This window comes from Bradyrhizobium sp. Arg816 (genome assembly GCF_029989365.1).
GTDB lineage: Bacteria > Pseudomonadota > Alphaproteobacteria > Rhizobiales > Xanthobacteraceae > Bradyrhizobium.
On the sequence record NZ_JAPRAQ010000009.1, the window covers coordinates 311373 to 333944 of the forward strand.

At 62.5% G+C, this 22572-nt stretch carries 17 protein-coding genes and 4 pseudogenes; 14 read left to right on the forward strand and 7 right to left on the reverse strand.

Annotation, left to right across the window (positions count from 1 at the left end):
* The first annotated feature begins 15 nt into the window (after positions 1–15).
* Genes trbF through OWC48_RS23645 form a run of 4 tightly spaced genes read left to right on the forward strand, consistent with a single transcriptional unit; the run spans position 16 to position 3185 of the window.
* A complete protein-coding gene (gene trbF / locus OWC48_RS23630; protein ID WP_282522093.1) occupies positions 16–699 on the forward strand; it encodes a conjugal transfer protein TrbF in 684 nt (227 codons plus the stop codon).
* Complete coding sequence (gene trbG / locus OWC48_RS23635; RefSeq protein ID WP_282522094.1) at positions 696–1730, forward strand: P-type conjugative transfer protein TrbG; 1035 nt, start codon at positions 696–698, stop codon at positions 1728–1730. The genes trbF and trbG overlap by 4 nt, the downstream gene beginning before the upstream one ends.
* Positions 1727–2938 (forward strand): TrbI/VirB10 family protein, encoded by a 1212-nt coding sequence (locus tag OWC48_RS23640; protein WP_282522095.1) that lies wholly within the window; start codon positions 1727–1729, stop codon positions 2936–2938. The genes trbG and OWC48_RS23640 overlap by 4 nt, the downstream gene beginning before the upstream one ends.
* A gap of 4 nt (positions 2939–2942) precedes the next feature.
* Entirely contained in the window at positions 2943–3185 is a 243-nt protein-coding gene (locus OWC48_RS23645; protein WP_282522096.1) for a DUF2274 domain-containing protein, read from the forward strand.
* A 179-nt stretch (positions 3186–3364) separates the two neighbouring features.
* Here OWC48_RS23645 and OWC48_RS23650 read toward each other — a convergent pair whose 3' ends face one another.
* From OWC48_RS23650 to OWC48_RS23660, 3 genes and pseudogenes are all read right to left on the reverse strand, one after another.
* Complete coding sequence (locus OWC48_RS23650) at positions 3365–4273, reverse strand: TauD/TfdA family dioxygenase (RefSeq protein ID WP_282522097.1); 909 nt, start codon at positions 4271–4273, stop codon at positions 3365–3367.
* Positions 4274–4537: 264 nt separating this feature from the next.
* Positions 4538–4720, reverse strand: coding sequence for a hypothetical protein (locus OWC48_RS23655; protein WP_282522098.1), 183 nt, complete (start codon positions 4718–4720; stop codon positions 4538–4540).
* Between the two features lie 770 nt (positions 4721–5490).
* A pseudogene (locus OWC48_RS23660) lies at positions 5491–5646 on the reverse strand (FMN-binding negative transcriptional regulator); the annotation flags it as partial.
* A 1307-nt stretch (positions 5647–6953) separates the two neighbouring features.
* Between OWC48_RS23660 and OWC48_RS23665 the strand changes: the two are divergent.
* The 9 genes and pseudogenes from OWC48_RS23665 to OWC48_RS23710 form a co-directional block, all read left to right on the forward strand.
* Positions 6954–8156: a cytochrome P450 gene (locus OWC48_RS23665; protein WP_282522099.1), complete on the forward strand. Its 1203-nt coding sequence runs from the start codon at positions 6954–6956 to the stop codon at positions 8154–8156.
* A 95-nt stretch (positions 8157–8251) separates the two neighbouring features.
* Positions 8252–9850 carry a cytochrome P450 gene (locus OWC48_RS46940; RefSeq protein WP_306664428.1) on the forward strand — a complete coding sequence of 533 codons (1599 nt, stop codon included), beginning with the start codon at positions 8252–8254 and terminating at the stop codon, positions 9848–9850.
* The gene (locus OWC48_RS23680; protein ID WP_282522100.1) at positions 9837–10682 is read left to right on the forward strand and encodes an SDR family oxidoreductase; all 846 of its coding nucleotides are present in this window, start codon (positions 9837–9839) and stop codon (positions 10680–10682) included. The genes OWC48_RS46940 and OWC48_RS23680 overlap by 14 nt, the downstream gene beginning before the upstream one ends.
* Complete coding sequence (locus OWC48_RS23685; RefSeq protein WP_282522101.1) at positions 10682–12025, forward strand: cytochrome P450; 1344 nt, start codon at positions 10682–10684, stop codon at positions 12023–12025. The genes OWC48_RS23680 and OWC48_RS23685 overlap by 1 nt, the downstream gene beginning before the upstream one ends.
* A gap of 130 nt (positions 12026–12155) precedes the next feature.
* Positions 12156–13148: a polyprenyl synthetase family protein gene (locus OWC48_RS23690; RefSeq protein ID WP_282522128.1), complete on the forward strand. Its 993-nt coding sequence runs from the start codon at positions 12156–12158 to the stop codon at positions 13146–13148.
* Positions 13149–13196: 48 nt separating this feature from the next.
* Positions 13197–13385, forward strand: a complete 189-nt coding sequence (locus OWC48_RS23695; RefSeq protein ID WP_282522102.1) for a hypothetical protein — start codon at positions 13197–13199, stop codon at positions 13383–13385.
* A complete protein-coding gene (locus OWC48_RS23700; protein WP_282522103.1) occupies positions 13382–14932 on the forward strand; it encodes a hypothetical protein in 1551 nt (516 codons plus the stop codon). The genes OWC48_RS23695 and OWC48_RS23700 overlap by 4 nt, the downstream gene beginning before the upstream one ends.
* A complete protein-coding gene (locus tag OWC48_RS23705; RefSeq protein ID WP_282522104.1) occupies positions 14929–15831 on the forward strand; it encodes a terpene synthase family protein in 903 nt (300 codons plus the stop codon). Before OWC48_RS23700 ends, OWC48_RS23705 begins: the two co-directional genes overlap by 4 nt.
* A gap of 97 nt (positions 15832–15928) precedes the next feature.
* Positions 15929–16476 (forward strand): annotated as a pseudogene (locus tag OWC48_RS23710) (type 2 isopentenyl-diphosphate Delta-isomerase); the annotation flags it as partial.
* Positions 16477–16722: 246 nt separating this feature from the next.
* Here OWC48_RS23710 and OWC48_RS23715 read toward each other — a convergent pair.
* The 4 genes and pseudogenes from OWC48_RS23715 to OWC48_RS23730 form a co-directional block, all read right to left on the reverse strand.
* Positions 16723–16836: pseudogene (locus OWC48_RS23715) on the reverse strand (integrase); the annotation flags it as partial.
* Positions 16837–17052: 216 nt separating this feature from the next.
* Complete coding sequence (locus OWC48_RS23720) at positions 17053–18141, reverse strand: type III polyketide synthase (protein WP_282522105.1); 1089 nt, start codon at positions 18139–18141, stop codon at positions 17053–17055.
* A 425-nt stretch (positions 18142–18566) separates the two neighbouring features.
* Entirely contained in the window at positions 18567–19022 is a 456-nt protein-coding gene (locus OWC48_RS23725) for a hypothetical protein (protein WP_282522106.1), read from the reverse strand.
* Between the two features lie 881 nt (positions 19023–19903).
* Positions 19904–20997 (reverse strand): annotated as a pseudogene (locus OWC48_RS23730) (aminotransferase class V-fold PLP-dependent enzyme).
* Positions 20998–21194: 197 nt separating this feature from the next.
* On the opposite strand from OWC48_RS23730, the gene OWC48_RS23735 reads away from it, so the two are divergent.
* Entirely contained in the window at positions 21195–22559 is a 1365-nt protein-coding gene (locus OWC48_RS23735; RefSeq protein WP_282522107.1) for a diaminopropionate ammonia-lyase, read from the forward strand.
* Positions 22560–22572: the final 13 nt, after the last annotated feature.

The window sequence follows — 22572 nt, forward strand, 5'->3', positions numbered from 1 at the left end:
CAGGGGCAACTATCGATGTTCAAACGACCTTCCGTTCATTACGGGCGCATGCCCGAACCGGTTACGCCGTATCAGAAAGCAGCGCAGGTTTGGGACGAACGCATTGGATCCGCCCGCTTACAAGCCAAGAATTGGCGCTTGATGGCGTTCGGCTGCCTGATGCTATCGGCCGTTCTCGCAGGTAGCCATGTCTGGCAATCGAGCCAAGGCTCGATCACGCCGTGGGTGGTTGAAGTCGATCATCTCGGCCAAGCCCAAAGGGTTGCGCCGGCCAACATCGACTATCAACCGACTGACGCTCAGATCGCCTACCATCTGGCGCGCTTCATCGACGATGTCAGAGGTCTACCGGCCGACGGTATCGTTCTGCGCCGAAACTGGCTCAGGGCCTATGATTTCACGACCGATCGTGGCGCCGCTGCGCTCAACGACTACGCGCGCAACAACGACCCCTTTGCCAAGCTGAGTAAGGTGCAAATTTCCGTCGACGTATCGAGCGTCATTCGCGCGTCGTCGGAAAGCTTTCGGGTCGCGTGGACCCAGCGCACCTACGACAACGGCTCGCTGAGCTCGACTGAACGTTGGACTGCAATCCTCACGATCGTGATCGAGACGCCGCGCGATGCCGAACGCCTGCGCAAGAATCCCCTTGGCGTCTATGTCCGCGCCATCAACTGGTCAAAGGAGTTGAGTCAGTGACTAAGACGCCGTCTGACGTTCATTCGAAATGTTCCCTTCAGCAAAGCAGGCTCAATTCGGCTTGGCTCGAGTTCGTGAGCTCGAAGCGTGCATTTCTGTCCGCTCTTCTGCTTTGCTCGTCTGTGCTCGGTGGGTGTGCGACCTACATTCCGCCGGAGATCAGCTATGACGCGGATGTCCCTCCGCTGCGGGCGGTTCCGGCGGCTCTGGACGACAGATCGCGACCACTTCACGTTCCGCCACTCTGGAAGCCGGCCCTTGGCGGGAAATCGGGCGCGAAAGAGGACGCTGAACCCGTGAGCCGGGTTGAGACCGCAAACAGCGCAGCCCGGGTCGAACCGCGCAAGCGGGGGTATTTCAACGCAGCGCAAATCTACGCTTACAGCCCCGGAGCGCTCTTTCAGATCTACGCTGCGCCTGGGCAGATCACGGATATCGCGCTCGAGGAGGGAGAGCAGTTGACGGGATCAGGGCCCATCGCGGCCGGCGACACCGTCCGCTGGGTCGTAGGGGATACCGAGAGCGGGAGTGGCGATACGCGACGGGTCCACATCCTGGTCAAGCCAACCCGCGCATCGATCGAGACCAATCTTATCGTCAATACTGACCGGCGCACCTACCTGATTGAGCTCCGCTCCCGCGAGCGGCCATACATGCCGTCTGTTGCCTGGTACTATCCTGAAACGGTACGCGAACGGTCCCGTTCAGCCGCTCTGAAACCCGCTCTTCCGGACCCGGCGCAGCGCATCTCCCGCTATGCCATTGAAGGGGACAGTCCTCCCTGGCGGCCGCTCGCCGCATATGACGATGGCCGCAAAGTCTATGTCGAATTCTCGCAAGGCATCGTGCAGGGCGAGATGCCTCCACTTTTCGTCATCGGCCCGGACGGCAAGACCGAACTCGTCAACTACCGCGCATACGGCAACGTGCTGATCGTTGATCGGCTGTTTGCTGCCGCTGAGCTCCGGCTCGGCGGTGAGCACCAGCAGAAGGTCAGGATCGTCAGGACGGACGGGAGGCCGTCGTCATGAACACCCGGAATGAAAACGATCACGAGCAAGCAGTGCCGCCGGAGACACAAGCGGAGCAGTCCGAAAGCTTCCGCTTGAGAGCGGAGCATCCGCGCGTGACCAGGTTGTCGCGGAAGGTCCTGGCCGGCGGGAGCGCGGTTGCATTGCTTGTCATCGGCGGAGCGGTACTGTGGTCGCTGCAGAGCAATCGTCCCCGCAATCAGGCGGCCGATGAGCTTTACAGCACCGACCGTCACAACGTTGCCGACGGCATTATGACGCTGCCGAAGGACTATGCCGGCGTTCCGCGCCAGCCAATCCCGCAGCTTGGTCCGCCGCTCCCCGGGGACCTCGGTCGACCGATCCTTGCCGCTCAAGGCCAGTCGCCGGCGATCGGGGCTGATCCTGACCAGCAGCGCCGGGATCAAGAGGCCGAGGCAGCCCGCATCAGTCATCCATTCGCTTCGACCAATGGACGTGAAGTACGTCCGCCCACCGCTGCGATTATTGGAAGTGACCGCGTCGTGCCATCGAATGCAACGGGGACCGGCGATGACGCATCTGCACAGAGCGGTCAGGACCGAAAGCTTGCCTTCGTGAACGCCTCTGTAGACCGTCGCACGGTCAGCCCTGACCGCATCACCAGGCCGGCCTCACGATATATCGTGCAGGCCGGGACGGTCATTCCGGGAGCCCTAATCACGGGAATCCGATCAGACCTTCCAGGCCTAGTCACGGCACAGGTAACCGAGAACATATTTGATACACCGACCGGCCGCTTTCTGCTTGTGCCCCAGGGAGCGCGTCTGATCGGCATGTACGATAGTCAGGTCACTTTCGGTCAATCCCGCGTCCTTCTCGCCTGGACGCGGCTGATCATGCCGAATGGACGTTCTATCGTTCTCGAGCGGCAGCCTGGCGCTGACAGCGCTGGCTACGCAGGCCTCGAAGACGAGGTCGACAATCACTGGGGTGAGCTGTTCAAGGCTGCGGCACTATCGACGTTTCTGGCGGTCGGGACCGAACTAGGGGCAGGTTCGGACACAAATAGCAACAACAGCGCCATCATCCAGGCATTGCGACACGGCGCCTCCGACTCACTAAATCAAACCGGACAGCAGGTGGTTCGACGCAGTCTCAACATCCAGCCTACTTTGACCGTACGACCGGGCTTCCCGGTTCGTGTTCTTGTCAATCGTGACCTCATACTTACGCCGTATGGAGGCTGACAACATGCCAAGACTCAAAATAGGAGAGCTTCCAGACGACAAGCCCGTCAAAGTGAGTACGGAGCTGCCTGCGGCCGTGCATCGTGATCTCATTGCATATGCAGAAGCGCTTAAGCGTCAGGGTGGTCAAGTGGTCGATCCGACTAAACTCATCGCCCCCATGTTGGCGCGCTTTATGGCCACGGATCGAGGATTTTCTAAACTGAAACGTGAAGGACACGTTCCGGCCGCTGAGGAAGGACAGTGACGCTCAAGGGTTTCCGAAGCTGTTGGTCGACGCTAAATAGTTGCGTAGATCAAACCTAGGCGCTGCCGAGTTGAGCTGAGATATCGTGTCGGAAAGTGTGTTCCCGCGTCTGCCGAAACAACTCCGCTTACCAGGTTTTCTCATTTTCAGACGCGAGAGCGCTGGGCATCGACGTGCAATTATTTAGTCACCTTCAGCCGCGTTACACTGCTTCGGCCATCGACGCTGACAGGCACGTCACCCTCGATCGTGGCCCGACGTACGACGCGATGCTGGTCCCCGTAATCGTTGACCGCGTAATGCTGCGTTGCGCGGTTATCCCATATCGCAATATCGCCCTCTAACCAGTTCCAGCGCACAGTGTTTTCGGGCGCGGTGATGTGAGACTGGAGCAGATCGAACAGCTTTTGTCCGTCGTATTTGGGGATCCCAACAAAATGCTTCACCAAGGCGCCGAGCACTAGCGTCCGCTCGCCTGTTTCGGGATGGACGCGTACGACGGGATGCTCGGTCTCAAAAACCGTTCTGGTGAACACCTCGTCAAAGTGTTTCTTGTCGACCTCGCGGACACGCGCGATCCCGGCGTAATCGAAGACGTTGCTGTGAACGGCCCATAGGCCCTCGGCGAGCCGTTGTAGTGGCGGCGGCAAACCAAGATAAGCGGCAGCTGTGTTCGACCACAGGGTGTCGCCTCCGAACGTTGGCATTACAACGGCCCGCAGGACCAAAATCTTGGGATAGGCGTCGGCGAAGGTTCCATCCGCGTGCCAAACGTCGGCGCGACCGCCGCCGCGACTGGAGTCCAGTTCGAGCAGCGACGCCATCCCCTTGGTAGCACCGAGCATCGGATGTGGCACTAGCTTTCCGAGACGAGCGGCAAAGCGCTCCTGCTCCGCGTCATTGAGATGTCCTTGATTGCGGAAGAAGATCACCTTGTGCTCGAGCAATAAGCTGTTGATCGCGGCGATCGCGTGATCCGGTAGATCGCCTGATAGCTTGATATTTTTGACTTCGGCGCCGATGCGCGCTGCATGTTTCGCAACATCGGTGCTCGGAATGACGCCGCCGATCAAAGCGTTTGTGCTCATCTTGCTTTTCCAAGCCCTTGCAGTTCTTCCTCGCCCATTGGAGCAAATGATCTTCAGCAAGCATCGTGCCAAGCGAAAGACAAACATGTACTCGACAATGGGCAGTGAACGAATCGTGGCATTTGGCGCGAGTCCTCGAACTGAGCCAGTGGTTGGGCCGAGTGACGAAAGAACTCGATCGCCGACCTCACCCCTTCGAATGTCGAATCGCGAAGCGGACAGCAGGAGCGCGCCAACGGCAGATCTTCAGTTATGCTTCTGTAATCACTCAACTACGCTGAAAAAGCAATGTTTCTGCAGAATTGGCAATAGTTCATGATGGTCATGAATCATGTAGTCGAGCTCTGCCGCCCGCAAGCGCGCTTCGGAAACAAATTCTTCCACGATTGATACGTTGATGAGACCGAGATTGCGGGCAATTTCCGTCTCAACTGGCATATCGCCCACGATGACGGTTCTTCTGGGGATAAATCATTGGCCTGCATATAGAAGCGCAGCCGCTCTTCCTTGCTCATGCTCCTAAACTGAGTTGCGCGGCTCGCAAATGCGAAAATGTCGCTGACGTAAGTCTCAATTCCAAGTCTTTGCACACTCAACAAATGTGATTGCTGACAATGACGGTTTGGACGGCTCTCTGATCAGCGGCGAGCGAAGACATTTCGTGCCCCTTTTACGTAAGGCGGCGTAGCGCGCCAAGAATTCGTAGGTGTCGTGCAAAATGGCGCCCTCCTTGCCATGCATGAGCTCGATTCATTTGTCGACATACCCAGATTGCGGAAAAGAATGGAGGGGAGCTCAAACTCCTCTCGAAACCCATCCATATCGATGATCGCGCGGCTGAAGCCGCTCAAAATAGCTTTGACGGTTTGCAACACCGCATTGGCGTCATCGAGTAGTGTGCCACAATGGCGGATCTCATGCGTGAACCTGGGGCACGTCATCTTGCGGTAATCGATTTGTTTAAGCAATGGCCATCCCAGGCGGCGCCGGGAAAGTCACAAAGCCGAATGGGCTTTCGAAAGTCTCAACGCTTACTATGTGCGTTTGTTCTGGACCTGACACGAGATTGTGCCTCTGTCAGTATACGGACAAGTGTCTACACAGTGCGGCAAGCCCGACTGTTTCGTTCGTGAATTTCGCGAGGTAATTGATGGCCCGACCGCTGGAGTCTGTGAGAGCTGTAGATGCAAGATCGCTCTCCGTCGAGCGGCGCTGTTACCGTGTTCGCCTTCGCTCTCATCGAGGAAGAGCGGAAGAGGCGTCGCAAGTGGCCCATCTGATGTCGCTGTGATCAGGTTGGCCAATCGGGCGCAGCGGATTGTTGCTCGAATGTTCTCGATGTCGTCGTCTCGAAAGTGGAGTGGTATGTACATGGAGGCTCTCCGCTGGCGGTCGTCGAGATAAACCCAAGTCAATAGGCTAGAAAACTGCCAGTCTTAGTCGTTCCCGTAGAGGTTCTCCGCTTCCTCTTTTGACGTGACGATTTCGAAGTTATCTGGGACCCGGCGATTTCACTCAGCCGCTTCAATCCGTCGAGCTGCTGGTTGGGGTGGTGTTTCCGTAGCTATTCTCCTGCGGGCTGAGCCAGGCATTCATGGACCTTTAGAGATCTCACCCCGGCGGCGCCTGTATGAGGCGGTCCGGCAGCTCTCCTTCGACGGGCACTCACCGAGTCGCGTTTGGCGAACTACTCCTTGATCTCGGCAAGATCGCCGCCGACCTCAAAACCGTCTTCATCGTTTCGATGAACGCCGCCGATGAGTGCAAGTCGGAGGTGATCGTAACGAACCCATGTAATACACCAAAATCCTCGTCTACATGGTGGCCGCCCTCGCCCGTGGGCAATCGCCGAGGAGATTGTCGACGATTTTCCCTCGCTGACGCGAGGCCGCGGTCGAACACGCCAAGGCGTATCCCAAGCGAGAGTGCCTATCCCCCTGAGTCTGAATCGGGCGCTGGCGAGCTAGCGGACCTTGGGTTCGATGACGAAGCCGAGACGGGCGAGGTTGCGCCGCGCCGGATTCCGTGACTGCGTATTTAATCGACGAGAACGTCCTTCGCGAATGGCGCACGTGGCAACGTGAACGTGCGCAAGTGGCTTGCAACCCGCTCCTGGATCAAAGCGCGCTCATACTGCGCGAGCGCGCCGCCTCTGGAGCAGGAATTCGCCCGGGCGCGTCGTGGTGTCCAGGTTCTCGGTCAGGGAGCGGAACGCCACTCGATTGTCCGAGCGAGCTCGCGATCGCGAGCAGGTGCGACAGCGAGTGCCCGCGCCAAGCCGGTGCGGTCATCCTTCGCCCTAGGCGTGATTCTCGAACAGGGACGCGGATCAACGCCGGCGGCGAGCAGCGCATCGCGCTGCAAGTCCCTGTTCTGACGGTCGGAGTCCGGTCGACACGCGCATGTAGCCAACCAACATAGGCGGATACCCATCGGAAATAGGTTTCCGTTTGGTAGCGCGTGGCGACAGAGTTTTCCGCTTATTTTTTGCACCACCAGGCGTTTAGCTCAGAGGGCTACTACAAGATTTGGTAGATGGCTAAAGCCAACTTGAGGCCCTAGGAGTCGGCCGCCATCATCATCGACGAACAGAAGTGAACGCAAGCGCACGTGAAGCCGCTGCCCGCAGCGCCTGCGGGCACCTTCCGCCCTTTCATCGCTTAGAGAGTGAAGTGCCACCGTGTCCGAACAACCCCTGCCGACGCTGCCGATGTGGCGCGTCGATCACATTGAGCCCTCGCCCGAGATGTTGGCGATACGCGCCAACGGTCCGATCCACCGCGTGCGTTTCCCGTCAGGGCACGAAGGCTGGTGGGTGACAGGCTACGACGAGGCCAAGGCGGCGCTGTCCGACGCGGCGTTTCGGCCGGCGGGAATGCCGCCGACGGCATTCACCCCGGATTCGGTAATTCTCGGTTCGCCGGGGTGGCTGGTCTCGCACGAGGGGGGCGAGCATGTCCGGTTACGCACGCTCGTGGCGCCGGCCTTCAGCAGCCGCAGGGTGAAGCTGCTGGCGCCGCATGTCGAGGCGATCGCTGCGCAGTTGTTCGAGAACCTGGCGGCCCAGCGCCAGCCCGCCGACTTGCGGCGCCACCTCTCCTTTCCGCTTCCGGCCATGGTCATCAGCGCGCTGATGGGCGTGCTCTACGAGGATCACGCCTTTTTCGCCGGGCTGTCCGACGAGGTGATGACGCACCAGCATGAAAGCGGCCCGCGCAGCGCGTCGCGCTTGGCCTGGGAAGAACTGCGCGCCTACATTCGCGGCAAGATGCACGACAAGCGCCAGGATCCTGGCGACAACCTGCTGACGGATCTGCTCGCGGCGGTCGACCAGGGCAATGCGACCGAGGAAGAAGCGATCGGCCTGGCGGCGGGCATGCTGGTGGCGGGGCACGAGAGCACCGTCGCGCAAATCGAATGCGGGCTGCTGGCCATGTTCCGCCATCCGCAACAGCGCGAACGCCTGGTCGGCGATCCATCCCTGGTGGACAAGGCGGTGGAGGAAATCCTGCGCATGTACCCGCCGGGCGCGGGCTGGGACGGCATCATGCGCTATCCGAGGACCGACGTGACCATCGCGGGCGTGCATATTCCCGCGGAGAGCAAGGTGCTCGTCGGCCTGCCGGCAACGTCGTTCGATCCGCGCCATTTCGACGACCCGGAAATCTTCGACATCGGACGCCAGGAAAAGCCGCACCTGGCGTTCTCCTACGGGCCGCACTCCTGCATCGGCGGGCCGCTGGCCAGGCTGGAACTCAAGGTGGTGTTCGGTTCGATCTTCCAGCGCTTTCCCGCGCTGCGCCTGGCCGTGGCGCCCGAAGAACTGAAGTTGCGCAAGGAGATCATCACTGGCGGGTTCGAGGAGTTCCCCGTGCTCTGGTGATGTGCGGACGCCGCTGGGGGATCGCGATCGTCTCCACGATTTGCCGGCGCGCCTGCCGCGCACCGGTCAGATCAGTCAGCCAACAGGTAACCAAGATGGACGTGCAAGAAACAACGGCAGCATGCCGGGACGCCTTCGCCGAACTGGCGTCGCCGGCCTGCATCCACGACCCGAATCCGTTCATGCGGTGGTTGCGCGAGCACGATCCGGTGCATCGCGCGGCATCAGGCCTCTTTCTGTTGAGCCGCCATGCCGACATCTACTGGGCGCTCAAGGCCACGGGCGATGCGTTTCGGGGACCGGCACCGGGCGAACTGGCGCGCTATTTTCCGCATGCGGCGACCAGCCTGTCGCTCGATCTGCTGGCCTCCACGCTAGCGATGAAGGACCCACCAACGCATACGCGTCTGCGTCGGCTGATCTCGCGCGAGTTCACCATGCGCCAGATCGACAACCTGCGGCCGAGCATCGTGCGCATCGTCGCGGCACGCCTGGACGGCATGGCGCCCGCGCTGGAGCGCGGGGAGGCCGTGGACCTGCATCGGGAGTTCGCGCTGGCGTTGCCCATGCTGGTCTTCGCCGAACTGTTTGGCATGCCCCAGGACGACATGTTCGGGCTCGCCGCCGGCATCGGCGCCATTCTGGAAGGCCTGAGCCCGCACGCCAGCGATCCCCGGCTCGCCGCGGCGGACGCGGCCAGTGCCAGAGTGAAGGCCTACTTCGGCGGTCTCATACAGCGCAAGCGCACCGATCCCCGCCACGACATCGTGTCGATGCTAGTCGGCGCACACGACGATGATGCCGACACGCTCTCGGATGCTGAGTTGATCAGCATGTTGTGGGGCATGCTGCTGGGTGGCTTCGCCACCACTGCTGCGACCATCGACCATGCGGTCCTGGCGATGCTGGCGTATCCCGAACAGCGGCAATGGCTGCAGGGAGACGCCATGGGGGTGAAGGCATTCGTCGAAGAAGTCCTGCGCTGCGACGCGCCCGCCATGTTCAGCTCCATTCCGCGCATCGCCCAGCGCGACATCGAATTGGGCGGCGTGGTGATCCCGAAGAACGCGGACGTGCGCGTGCTGATCGCGTCCGGCAATCGCGACCCTGACGCCTTCGCCGATCCCGACCGCTTCGATCCCGCGCGGTTCTACGGCACCAGTCCTGGCATGTCGACCGACGGAAAGATCATGCTGAGCTTCGGCCACGGCATCCACTTCTGCCTCGGTGCGCAACTGGCCCGGGTGCAGTTGGCCGAGAGTTTGCCGCGGATTCAGGCGCGCTTCCCCACGCTGGCATTGGCCGAGCAGCCGACCCGGGAGCCCTCCGCGTTCCTTAGGACGTTTCGCGCGCTGCCGGTCCGGCTGCGTGCGCAGGGGGCTGAGATGCGCGTCGTGGTCGACCAGGATCTGTGCGGAACCAGCGGACAGTGCGTGCTGACGCTACCGGGCACTTTTCGCCAGCGCGAACCGGACGGCGTGGCCGAAGTGTGCGGGGCGACACTGCCGCAGGCGCTGCACGCCGCCGTGCGGCTCGCAGCCAGCCAGTGCCCGGTCGCCGCCATTCGGGTCATCGGAAGGGAAGCTGGCGATGACGAGCGCGCCAGCGCCGACAGTGGGCCTTCTCCGGCGGAGGCGGAGCGGCATGCCGCGAGAGACAAACGCAATCCTGGAGGACACCATGGGACGGTTTGAGGGTAAGGTGGCCGTGGTGACCGGCGCCGGGGCCGGTATCGGCAAGGCATGCGCCCTCGCCATCGCGCGCGAGGGCGGCAGAGTGGTGGTCGCCGACATCGATGGCTCGGCGGCCATGGCCTGCACCGCGCAAATCGCGGCCGAGGCGGGCCACGCGCTGGCCCTGGCCATCGACATCGCCGAGGCGCAGGCGGTGGCAGCGCTGTTCGAGATGGCGGAGCGGCACTTCAGTGCGGTCGACCTGCTGGTGAACAACGCGGGCGCCATGCATCTGACTCCGCGCGACCGCGCGATCCTCGACCTGGACCTGGCGGTCTGGGATCAGACCATGGCAACCAATCTGCGCGGCACGTTGCTCTGCTGCCGGCAGGCCATCCCACGGATGATCGCCCGCGGCGGTGGCGCGATCGTCAACATGTCGTCGTGCCAGGGGCTCAGCGGTGACACCGCGCTGACGTCCTACGCCACGTCGAAGGCGGCGATGAACATGCTATCGGCCTCGCTCGCCACCCAGTACGGTCATGCGCAGATCCGCTGCAACGCGGTCGCGCCGGGTCTCATCATGACCGAGCGTCTCCTCGCCAAGCTGGACGAGTGCATGCAACGGCATCTGCGCCGGCACCAGCTCCTGTCGCGCGTCGGCCGCCCCGAGGACGTGGCCGCGCTGGTGGTGTTCCTGCTCTCCGACGATGCAGCGTTCATCACTGGCCAGGTCGTGTGCATCGACGGCGGCATGCTGGCGCATGTGCCGACGTACGCCGACGGTGGCAACAGCCGCGCCGCGCGGCCTTCCGGCGAGACCGCCGAAGCGGCCGCGTCGGCGCGCTGCTGATGGGCATGCTGCTCAACCCGCTGAACCGTCGGCATCGGCTGCGGCACGACATCCCGGTCGTGCCCGGCGCTTTCCCCTTGGTCGGGCATCTTCCCGCCGTCGTCTGCGACCTGCCGCGCCTGCTGCGGCACGCGGAACGGACGCTGGGCAGCCACTTCTGGCTGGATTTCGGCCCTGCCGGACACCTGATGACCTGCATGAATCCGGATGCGTTCGCACTACTCCGACACAAGGACGTGTCCTCGGCGCTGATCCAAGAGATCTCGCCCGAATTGTTTGGCGGAACGTTGGTCGCCCAGGATGGCGGCGCGCACCGGCAGGCGCGCGATGCGATCCAGGCTGCGTTCCTGCCCATGGGGCTGACCCAGGCCGGACTCGGCGAGCTGTTCGCGCCCGTCATCCGGGCGCGGGTGCAGAGGTGGCGCGACCGCGGCGACGTAACCATCCTGCGCGAAACCGGCGATCTGATGCTCAAGCTCATCTTCAGCCTCATGGGAATCCCCGCGCAGGACCTGCCGGAATGGCGTCGCAAGTACCGGCAACTGCTGCAGTTGATCGTCGCGCCCCCGGTCGACCTGCCCGGACTGCCCTTGCGGCGCGGCCGCGCCGCCCGCGACTGGATCGACGCGCAGTTGCGCCGGTTCGTCCGCGACGCGCGCGAACATGCCGCGCGCACCGGGTTGATCAACGACATGGTGAGCGCCTTCGATCGCAGCGACGATGCGCTCACCGATGAGGTCCTGGTCGCCAATATCCGCTTGCTGCTGCTTGGTGGTCACGACACCACCGCCTCGACGATGGCCTGGATGGTGATCGAGCTGGCGCGGCAGCCTGGGCTATGGGACGCCCTTGTCGAGGAGGCGCAACGCGTGGGCGCGGTGCCGACCCGGCACGCGGACCTGGCGCAGTGTCCGGTCGCCGAGGCGCTGTTCCGCGAGACGCTGCGCGTGCATCCGGCGACGCCGCTCCTGGTGCGTCGCGCACTGCGTGAATTGCGACTCGGCCAACGGCGCATTCCCGCGGGCACCGATCTGTGCATCCCGCTGCTGCATTTCTCCACCTCGGCGCTGCTGCACGACGCGCCTGATCAGTTTCGCCTGGCGCGGTGGTTGCAACGCACCGAGCCGATCCGGCCGATGGACATGCTGCAGTTCGGTACCGGCCCACACGTCTGCATCGGCTACCACCTGGCATGGTTGGAACTGGTGCAGTTCTGCATCGCCTTGGCGCTGACCATGCACGAGGCTGGGGCGCGGCCGCGGTTGCTGAGCGGCGTCGAAAGAGGCCAGCGCTATTACCCGACCGCACATCCGTCCATGACTATCCGCATCGGATTCTCATGAGCTGGCATCGCATGCCCGTGTGGCGAGGCAGCGGCGCCGCGACGCGCGGCATTGCTGCACTCGGCCCGCGCGCACGGTGCGACGCCGACAACACCGCGGCTCGCCTGTCAGGGACAAGGACATGAAGAACATGCAGACCGGTTCCACGCCACAGAACGACAGAACTGGTGATTCCGCGCTCGGCGAATTGGGCGCGCAGGCGCGCGGCGCATCCGGCGGGCTGCTGCCCGAGATCTGGATGCAGGACGGCGCAAAGCGGGTCGAACAGGTGCTGGCGCGTCTTCTGCGCGCCGAACATGAGGCTGAGCTGATGGCGGCGATGCGCTACGCCACCTTGCATGGCGGGAAGCGCACCCGCGCCTTGCTCTGTCTGGCTGCCGGCGGACTGGCCGACACGCCGGCGCACATGCTCGACGACGTGGGTGCCGCCGTCGAGATGATGCACGCCTGTACCCTGGTCCACGACGATCTGCCCGCGATGGACGACGACGTGCTTCGCCGCGGCCTTCCGACCGTGCACGTCAAGTTCGGCGAAGCTACTGCGATCCTGGTCGGCGATGCGCTGCAGGCGCACGCCTTCCTGACCTTGGCGAGCCTGGATGCGCCCGGCGACAACCGTATCGCGCTCGTGCGCGAACTGGCACAGGCGGTGTCAGCCGAGGGTGCCGCAGGCGGGCAGGCCATGGATCTGTCGCTGGTTGGAAAGCACGTCGAGCTGGACAAGATCGTGGAGATGCACCGGATGAAGAGCGGAGCGCTAGTGCGCGCGTCCGTTCGCATGGGCGCGCTATGCGCTATCGCGGAGGATGCCGCGCACGCTGCGCTGTACTGTGCGCTCGATCACTACAGTGCCTGTTTCGGCTTGGCGTTGCAGGTGATCGACGACATTCTCGACGTGACAGCGGATACCGCGACGCTGGGCAAGACCCCCGGCAAGGACGCGGCGGCGCAGAAGCCGACCTGCGCGTCGATCATGGGACTGCAGGCAGCACGTCAGTTCGCGCTGGATCTGTTGCGCGATGCCAGGGAGGCCATCGCGCCGCTGGGGCCGCGTGCGGAACGGTTGGCGCAACTCCTACAGCGGGCCAACGCGTATCTGTTCAAGCACGCGCCATGCGCATGAGCGCGCCGGTGTCGCCCCTGTGCCGCTGCGATGAGTCCGCGGCGCCGATTGCAGCGGTTGCCCGCCGCGGCGTGCTGTGCGCAAGCCTATGCGGCGGAGCGGCGCCAGCATCGGGTCGCCGCGCCGAAGGACGGTGGCCGTCCGACGCTGCCTATGCGACGGGCCTGCGGCGACATGCGCGGCGTCTGCCCGATCCCGGTTCTCGTCGACCGTCTGCAAAAGGCACATCCCGCGTGAACACGCTTTCCGAACAGATCCTTTCCGACTTGCGCCGCCTGCTGAGCGAAATGAGCGATGGCGGCAGCGTCGGTCCGTCTGTCTACGACACGGCGCGAGCGCTGCGCTTCCACGGCAACGTCACCGGTCGGCAGGACGCATACGCGTGGCTCATCGCGCAGCAACAGGCCGACGGCGGATGGGGAAGCGCGGACTTTCCGCTGTTCCGCCATGCGCCCACGTGGGCAGCGTTACTGGCATTGCAGCGTGCCGATCCTCTTCCCGGTGCTGCCGACGCAGTCCAGGCTGCAACCCGGTTCCTCCAGCGCCAACCCGATCCCTACGCGTATGCGGTACCGGAAGACGCGCCGATCGGCGCGGAGCTGATCCTGCCGCAGTTTTGCGGTGAGGCCGCATCCTTGCTGGGTGGCGTAGCGCTTCCGCGCCATCCAGCGCTGTTGCCGTTGCGGCAAGCGCGCCTGGTCAAGCTGGGGGCGGTGGCGATGTTGCCGAGCGGCCATCCGTTGCTGCACTCCTGGGAAGCCTGGGGGACGTCGCCGACCACCGCATGCCCGGATGACGACGGCAGCATCGGCATCAGTCCGGCGGCCACTGCCGCCTGGCGTGCGCACGCCGTGACACGGGGACGCACGCCGCAGATATGGCGCGTCGACGCGTATCTGGAGATGGCATCACGGGCGACGCGCAGCGGCATCGAAGGTGTCGTCCCCAACGTCTGGCCGATCAATGTGTTCGAGCCATGTTGGTCGCTGTACACCCTGCATCTGGCCGGGCTGTTCGCGCATCCCGCGCTCGCCGAGGCGGTCCGCGTGATCGTCGCGCAGCTCGACGCCCGTCTGGGCGTGCGCGGTCTGGGCCCCGCCTTGCACTTCGCGGCCGATGCGGACGACACCGCCGTTGCGTTGTGCGTCCTGCACCTTGCAGGCCGCGACCCGGCGGTCGATGCGTTGCGCCGTTTCGAAATCGGCGAGCTGTTCGTCACCTTCCCCGGCGAGCGCAATGCCTCGGTGTCGACCAACATCCATGCCCTGCATGCGTTGCGACTCTTGGGAAAGCCTGCCGGGGGCACCAGCGCGTACGTCGAGGCCAATCGCAACCCGCAGGGTCTATGGGACAACGAAAAATGGCACGTTTCGTGGCTGTATCCCACCGCGCATGCGGTCGCTGCGCTGGCGCAAGGCAAGCCCCAGTGGCGCGACGAGCGTGCGCTGTCGGCGCTGCTGCAGGCGCAGCGTGACGACGGCGGCTGGGGCGCCGGTCGCGCGTCCACGTTCGAGGAAACCGCCTATGCGCTGTTCGCGTTACACGTGATGGACTGGAGCGAAGAGGCGACAGAGCGCCGGCGCATCGCGCAGGTGGTGGCGCGTGCGCTGGAGTGGATGCTCGCCCGCCATGCGGCGCATGCATTGCCGCGGACGCCGCTGTGGATCGGCAAGGAACTGTATTGCCCCACTAGGGTCGTGCGCGTGGCCGAACTCGCCGGGTTGTGGCTGGCGCATCGTTGGGGGCGGCGCGTCCTGGCCGAGGGAGCAGGAGCGGCGCCGTGATCCAGACCGAACGCGCGCTGCAGCAGGTGCTGGAGTGGGGGCGTTCCCTGACCGGGTTCGCCGACGAGCATGCCGTGGAAGCGGTCAGGGGCGGCCAGTACATCCTGCAGCGCATCCACCCGAACCTGCGCGACACCAGCGCCCGCACCGGTCGCGATCCGCAGGACGAAACGCTGATCGTGGCGTTCTATCGCGAACTGGCGCTGCTGTTCTGGCTCGACGATTGCAACGACCTTGGCCTGATCGCGCCGGAGCAGGTCGCCGCGGTGGAACAGGCGCTGGGGCAGGGCGAGCCGTGCGCGCTCCCCGGATTCGAGGGCTGCGCCGTGCTGCGCGCCTCGCTGGCCGCGCTCGCCTACGATCGTCGCGACTATGCTCAGCTTCTCGTGGATACCCGGTGCTACTGCGCGGCGCTGCGCGCCGGACACGCGCAGGCGGCAGGGGCGGAACGCTGGTCCTACGCCGAGTACCTGCACAACGGCATCGATTCGATCGCCTACGCGAACGTGTTCTGTTGCCTGTCGTTGCTGTGGGGGCTGGACATGGCGACCTTGCGCGCGCGTCCGGCCTTTCGCCAGGTCCTGCGGCTCATCTCCGCGATAGGGCGCCTGCAGAACGATCTGCATGGACGCGACAAGGACAGGTGGGCCGGCGAGGCCGACAACGCGGCGATCCTGCTGCTGCAGCGCTATCCAGCTATGCCTGTGGTAGAGTTCCTCAACGACGAGCTGGCCGGCTATACGCGCATGTTGCACCGGGTGATGGCGGAAGAACGCTTTCCGGCGCCGTGGGGACCGTTGATCGAGGCCATGGCGGCCATCCGCGCGCAGTACTACCAGACCTCGGCCAGCCGCTACCGCAGCGACCCTGCCGGGGGAGGCCAGCGTGCGCCGGCCTGAACGCGCGGGAGGCGGCGGCGTGCGGGCTGCCGCGGTCCGATCCGACGCAACGCCGTCGCCCGATACGACGGATGGAGCGAGCAGGAGCGACACCGCCCTGGGCCGGCGCAAGGACGACCATCTGGACATCGTGCTGGATCGGCGAGCGGCTCCGGCCACGGTCGCAGCCGGCTGGGAGCACTGCGCATTGCCCGGTTGGACCTGACGCAAATCGACCTGCGCGCCTCGCTGCTGGGCAAGACCATGCGCCCGCCGCTGCTGATCAGCTCCATGACCGGCGGCATACCACGCGCCGAGGCCATCAACCGGCATCTGAGCGAAGCAGCGCAAGCCTTGGGGATCGCCATGGGCGTCGGTTCGCAGCGCGTGAGCCTGCAATCCCGCAACTCCTAGGGGCTAACGCGCACGCTGCGCCGCCTGGCCCTAGACACCCTGCTGGCCAATATCGGCGCCGCGCAACTGCGCGAGGCCGACGGCCTGGACCTGGCGGGCCGGGCGGTGGATGCGCTGGAGGTCGATGGACTCATCGTCCCTCTCAATCCGCTGCAGGAAGCGGTACAGCCGGAGGGCGACCGCGACTGGCGAGGCGTCCTGGCGCAGATCGCTCGCGCCGCGCGCAGCGTGGGCGTGCCAATCCGTGCCAAAGGCCATCCGCCTGGGCGCGGACATCGCCGGGCAGGCGGCCGGCGTGCTGCGCGCGAGCACGTGCGCCTCACATTGAATAGTCCAATGTGGCGAATGAGACTCCAATTGGCCTGGCGTCCAGCGCGCCGCCTGGACCGATACGCAGACGCTCCCGTTCACACGCAACGAATCTGTCCAGCCGCCGGTGCTCGTTCGATAACCAGCTTTTCTGACGGCCGCGCGAATAACCGGTCAGGCATCGGCCAAATAATGGCTGAACTTCGAAACCGCGCTGAGGTAGGATCGTTGCGTCGCCGGCGACAGATTGTGAACGGTCATGTCTTCGATCGTGCGGCGGCGAAGAGGGCTCAAATCGGCCATCTCGATACCCCTGTCTGAGGGGGCTCCAACACCCACATCCTCTCAGCCAGGGAGCGATCTACGCCACCTTGGCCCCTCACGCCGCGGCAGCTGCTTAGTTCAATCCACAACGAAATTTTGGGATCTCGAGCGCCCAATTCCTGCAATCTCAAATGCCGCCGCATCCGAAAAACAGACTCTCCTCAATCGCTTTGAGGCTTGTTCACGGGCGACAACTCAAGGTGTGCGGGCGTTGGCTGTGCCGTTTGTGGTGTCAGCCCATTTCAGTAGCGACAGTTCGGCCGAGAAGCCTGGCCCAAAGGCGCCTAAGATACCGTATGATCCTGGCGCTTGCTCCGCATGCGCCAGCACGTGTTCCAGAACGAATAGCACAGTTGCGCTGGACATATTTCCATGAAGTCGAAGCGTCTCATAGCTGGAAAAGAAGTTCTCAGAGGACCTCCCAAGGCCCTGCTCACAGACCTCCAATACTTTTCTCCCGCCGGGATGAAAGACAAAGCTCTTCACCTGACTGGGAAGAATGCCATCCTCCGCTAGCAACGAACGCATTGCGCGTGGCAACAATTCGCTAATCATTGATGGAATGCGCTCGGAGACCACGACTTCAAATCCGGAGTCGCCAAAATGCCAGCCCATTAGAGAAGTCGAGTCCGGGTGAAGCAAACTCGTACTTCTCACGATATCCAGTTTGCCAGAGCCGCTTTCAGCTGGTCCGATTAATAGCGCGGCAGCACCATCCCCAAAGAGGCTTGAGGCGACAACGTTCTTTGGGGTCAGATCATTCGGCTGGAATGTAAGGGAAGTCAGCTCAACGGCAACGAGGAGAATGCGTTCGTTGGTTGCTCGGCAAAGAGCTCCTGCTAAGCTAACTCCCGATGCTCCCCCAGCGCATCCGAGGCCAAAAATCGGCGTCCGTCCCACATCTGCTCGCAATCCGATCTTCAAGATCAGCTCAACATCGAGACTAGGGGTCGCTATCCCTGTCGTCGAGACGAATATAACTCGATCGACTTGCTCGGGCTTAACGCCAGCCCGGTTGAGACATAACACTGTCGCTTTGCACGCCAGCTCCTTTGCCCAATCCAAGTATATCTGGTTTGTCTCACCTATGCGATGCTCGCTGAGAAGCCATTCGGGCGTAACACAGAAGAAGCGCTGATCGACTAGCGCGTGATCGAATACTGTAAGATACCTCTTCAGCTTCTCCATTCTGGACCCGAAGTGGCGACCCGCTAAAGCCTTAGCGTCAGTCTGCGAAAACCGGAATGGTGGCAAAGCCGTCCCAACAGCCAAAATTCTGGACATCAGTTACTCTTGTCGCTCGACAGGGATTCACACCAAAAGGAAGATCAAGGACGTCCGCGACATCCAGGCGTTAGCTCACGTAGACCAAACCGATGTTGATGTCCTGCCCAGGGCAGTTCTTGCGGGGCCGCCCGTTGGAAAAGCGCGCGATTCCGGTCGAACAAAAGCCAATGATCGACGGGCAAGAGCACGCAATCGTACTCAGCGCTGACGGCTTAGTGGGTAGCAAGGAAGACTTTACGTCCACTCCTGCTGCACCGCCCCGTTGGCCTTCGCTGCTGTTGACGAGGGGCAGCGGAGTCGCAAGCTCGCAGAGCTGATATTTATTTCGGGCGACCGCAGTGGCACCTTTTACGTACACGAGCACGTCATTCCAGGTGTAACCGAGCGGGTCTCTAACCTGACCGCGTATAACAATATTGCCTTCATCCTGAAGCCCGGCAGAACGAGATTAGCGTTGGAGTCCTCGGATTGGCGCACTTGCCGTTCACCGGGATGCCGAACATCGAGTTGGCCATCTGCCAGCGAAAACCGATTTCGCCGCCGAGCGGGCCTCCAGTCGCACCAAGACACCTCATGGGAGGAGGCGAAGCACGAACCACATCGCCAGCGTTGACGAGATCCCAGCAACGACGGCCACCGCCCCTATTGATACCGATGTCAGAACCTCTTCGCTCGCAGAGCCGCGCGGCCAGACCAGCGACTTTTGCGGCCAGCACCATGAGGACTATTGTGCCAAGCATTTTCATCTTTCTCGACGAAATTTTGAGGTCAACTTTCTTGACGGCATTCACGGAACCGGATGCATGCCATGTGTCTGTCTTCTTGATCAATTGATAGGGTTGGTAGTTGACCCGAAAGATTGTGTCCGCTTCTGGCAATGAATGGCTCGTCTTCTTCTGTGCGGATCATATGAGTTTGTCGCGCCGGGCCGTTTTGCCATCGTCGATAGGCCTGGCGCCGCCGGACACATTGACGGGATTTGGTGGCGGGTTGACATGTCGGACGAAGCTGGCTCGGTCGTCGCCGCGTATTTTAGCGATGCTTGCGGCGAGCTGTGCGCAAACCATCCGCAGCGCCGTCGAAAGTTGTGATCCTCGCCGGCCTCGTTACTGCGGGGCGAATTTAATAGGACCGAAGGAAAAGGCGTTGTCCAAGGGCCCGAGAGGATTTTGCCCGGCCGAGAACGGCGGAAAACCGCTTCAAAAGTTTGTCGACGTCCATGACCATCAGTTGTGCGTCCGGTAACCTTTCATCTGAGAATGGCGCTACATCGATTGCCTGCCCTCTATGAGGTCGATGCAGTCACGCTTTGGCTACGACAACGGAATCCAGCGGATGAGTGTTGGGCAAAAGTAGGAGTATGCCACGATTCTTCCGACGGCGCCTCGTGGTACTCGGCATTTTGCCGGAAACCGCCCTGTCCTTCAGGTAGGCGTACGCGATCGGGTTAGGCAGGCCGCTATTTCGGGATGCCTGTTTTCCCGTCGGCGCGCAGCCTGAGTGGCTTGGCCGTTGTCACGCAGCCTTTCGACCGGAACATAGGTGTGTAACATTCCGCACGCTGTCTTGAATCCATTAAGATATATCAGAGAATTGCAATTCTGCCTGTGCAATCCTTTCCTAGGCGCCAGCGGAAGGGCAAAGTGCGGAAGCGGGACGTTCACCCCTGACCCTCGAGTCTGCGCGACAGCCAATTTTCTGGACTGAGCGCTAGGACCAAGGCTTCCTTCCTTTCCGTCCAATGGCTTCTTGTCGGCGCTTATGGGGTGACTCCCCTGACTGCTGACGCAAGGTTGTGAACCTCCTCAATCGTATTGTAGCAGTGCGGCGATGCGCGAACGATGTCCGGAAGGCCTCGCCGTGTTGCGTCCAACGGGGTACTTGTCGGCGGCGAGACCGATACGTTGATCTTCTGTGTTGCGAGGTGGCGCATAACCTCGCGTGCGCTCGCTGTGCGGAGGGTGAACGAAACGATTGAAGCAGGATTCTCTCCGAGATCGTGAAGCGACACGTCTGAGATAGCGCCGAGTGCCGCTCGCAATTCGCGCGCAAGCTGCCGCCAACGTTGTTCGATTCTATCGATGCCAATCGAAAGCGCATAGTCGATGACTATCCCGAGTCCTAAGCGAGCTGCATAGTTCGCTTCCCACGTTTCGAATCGTCGTGCGTCGGGTCTGAGTTCGTAGCGCTCGGGTCCAACCCAGGGTGCTCCGAACAGGTCGATCATGGCCGGTTCGATGTCCTTTAGGAAATCGTCTCGGATGTAGAGGAACCCCGTTCCGCGCGGGCCCCGCAGGAATTTTCGGCCGGTCGACGTAAGCATGTCGCAACCAAGTGCATGGACATCCAGCGGGATCTGTCCAACCGCCTGGCACGCATCAAGCAGGTAAGGAACGTTATGCGCTCGCGCGATGCGGCCGACAGCCTCGGCCGGATTCACAAGCCCTCCGTTCGTAGGACCCACGTAATGGCGATTAACTTCACGTGGGCATCGATCATGGCCTCGAGCGCGTCAGGATCGAGAGCGCCATTTGCATCGTCTGGGATGATGTCGACCTGCACACCGGTTCGGCGCCTCATTTGCAGGAAGGCGATATAATTGGCGGCAAATTCCGCGGTGGTCGTAAGAATGCGGTCGCCTCGGCCGAACTGCAGCGAGGAAAAGGCGCGCTGCCATGCCAGCGTGGCAATCTCCGCGAGCGCAATCTCTTCCCGGCTGGAGCCAACGAGCCTGGCGATGCTGTCATACACGGCGTCAAGCCGGGCACCGTTCTCCGCGGCCGCTTCGTCGCCGCCGATTTCCGCTTCGCGCTGAAGGTAGCCGATCATACCCGCAACAACCGGCTTCGGCATAAGAGCGGCGCCGGCATTGTTGAAGTGGACGCGATTGCTGACGCCAGCTGTATCGTCTCTTACTTTGTCGATATCGGCGCTCCCGAAGTCTTCAGGGGCCGGCCGGGATTGTGCTTGCAATGCAGTCGTCCTTTTCGCTTTCTTCCTCGATCCGATGCGGGTCACCACCGCAGCCGGTCTAACAGAGCCACTTCGAGATGATATCTGTCGGCAATGGCCCAAACCCGCCATTTTGGCGCCAACTATGCCCAATTCGTTCGCTGACGGCGCTAAACTTCGCGCCAAACGGCTTACAGTGTTGGCACATTGGAATCTATTCCAATGGGACTTGTTTGCGGGAGAAGGACTTGGGAGCATCTTTGGAGCCAACGGGCGCTGTGGCAAATGTGAAATCGAACCGTCGACCGGTGCTGTTGCGCAGCGAGACACGAGGCGCGATTCAGATTCCTTGGTGGGGTGCACAAGACGCACCAAAGGAGCCCGATCGGCTGCTGCGAGCTTGCCCCCGGTACGTGCCGACGCCCTTGATATCCTTACCAGGAATGGCCGACCGGGCGGGAATTGGCCAGCTCTGGATCAAGGACGAGACGCAGCGCCTCGGAATCGGTAGCTTCAAAGGGCTCGGCGGCGCTTACGCCGTGCTGAAGCTCGCCATGAGGTACGTCGAGAAGATAACGGGCCGGGCAATCCTGCCAGCCGAACTGCTCGATCCTGGCGTGCGTTCGTTGTTCTCGGCGCTCACGTTTTCCTGCGCTTCGGACGGCAATCACGGTCGCTCGGTTTCAGCAGGAGCGCGGTTGATCGGAGCGCGAGCAGTCGTCTTTCTTCACGCCGGCGTCAGCGACGAGCGGGCGGCCCATATTACCCGTCTGGGCGCGGACATCGTACGTGTTGGCGGAGACTATCACGACTCGGTCGAGGCTGCAGCAAAGGCCGCTTCATTGGACGGTTGGATTGCGGTTCCAGACACGGTGGGGCCGGGCGAAGATGATGCGGCTTGCACCTTTGTCGTCCAAGGCTACGCGATGCTGATCGAAGAGATCATCGCGGCCACAGGGCAGGGATCTGCCTTCACCCATGTCCTGGTTCAGGCAGGCGTCGGAGGTTTGGCCGCGAGCGTATTCGGCCATGGCTGGGCTCGCGGATTATTCGGGCCCGACACCCATCTATGGATTGTGGAGCCGGAGCGGTCGGCCTGTCTTTATGAGAGCGCCCGAGCCAAGATGCCCGTACGACTTCCGCCGGGTCCCGCGACGAACATGTCGATGCTCGAATGCCAAAGCCCATCGATGTTGGTTTGGCCGATCATCGAAGCACTGACTACCGGCTACATCACGGTGACGGACGAGGAGGCCTCGGGCGCGGTACGCTTGCTTGATCAGGGCGTTTCAGGCGATCAGCGTCTTCGTGTCGGAGAGTCGGGAGCGGCGGGATTGGCAGGCCTCTTGCGGGCAACAGCGGAGAGTGACCGAAAGCGACTTCGGCTCGATCAGTCCGCCAAGGTTCTGCTGTTCGCGACGGAAGGCCCCACTGACCTTTCGGCCTGGAGCGGAAACCAGTAGGTAGGAGCAAAGC

Coding starts and splice junctions, on each gene's coding strand:
- OWC48_RS23645 (WP_282522096.1), top strand. CDS start 2,943: ATGCCAAGACTCAAAATAGGAGAGCTTCCAGACGACAAGCCCGTCAAA.
- OWC48_RS23650 (WP_282522097.1), bottom strand. CDS start 4,273: ATGAGCACAAACGCTTTGATCGGCGGCGTCATTCCGAGCACCGATGTT.
- OWC48_RS23690 (WP_282522128.1), top strand. CDS start 12,156: ATGCAGACCGGTTCCACGCCACAGAACGACAGAACTGGTGATTCCGCG.
- OWC48_RS23685 (WP_282522101.1), top strand. CDS start 10,682: ATGGGCATGCTGCTCAACCCGCTGAACCGTCGGCATCGGCTGCGGCAC.
- trbF (WP_282522093.1), top strand. CDS start 16: ATGTTCAAACGACCTTCCGTTCATTACGGGCGCATGCCCGAACCGGTT.
- OWC48_RS23735 (WP_282522107.1), top strand. CDS start 21,195: ATGATATCTGTCGGCAATGGCCCAAACCCGCCATTTTGGCGCCAACTA.
- OWC48_RS23680 (WP_282522100.1), top strand. CDS start 9,837: ATGGGACGGTTTGAGGGTAAGGTGGCCGTGGTGACCGGCGCCGGGGCC.
- OWC48_RS23640 (WP_282522095.1), top strand. CDS start 1,727: ATGAACACCCGGAATGAAAACGATCACGAGCAAGCAGTGCCGCCGGAG.
- OWC48_RS46940 (WP_306664428.1), top strand. CDS start 8,252: ATGGACGTGCAAGAAACAACGGCAGCATGCCGGGACGCCTTCGCCGAA.
- OWC48_RS23720 (WP_282522105.1), bottom strand. CDS start 18,141: ATGTCCAGAATTTTGGCTGTTGGGACGGCTTTGCCACCATTCCGGTTT.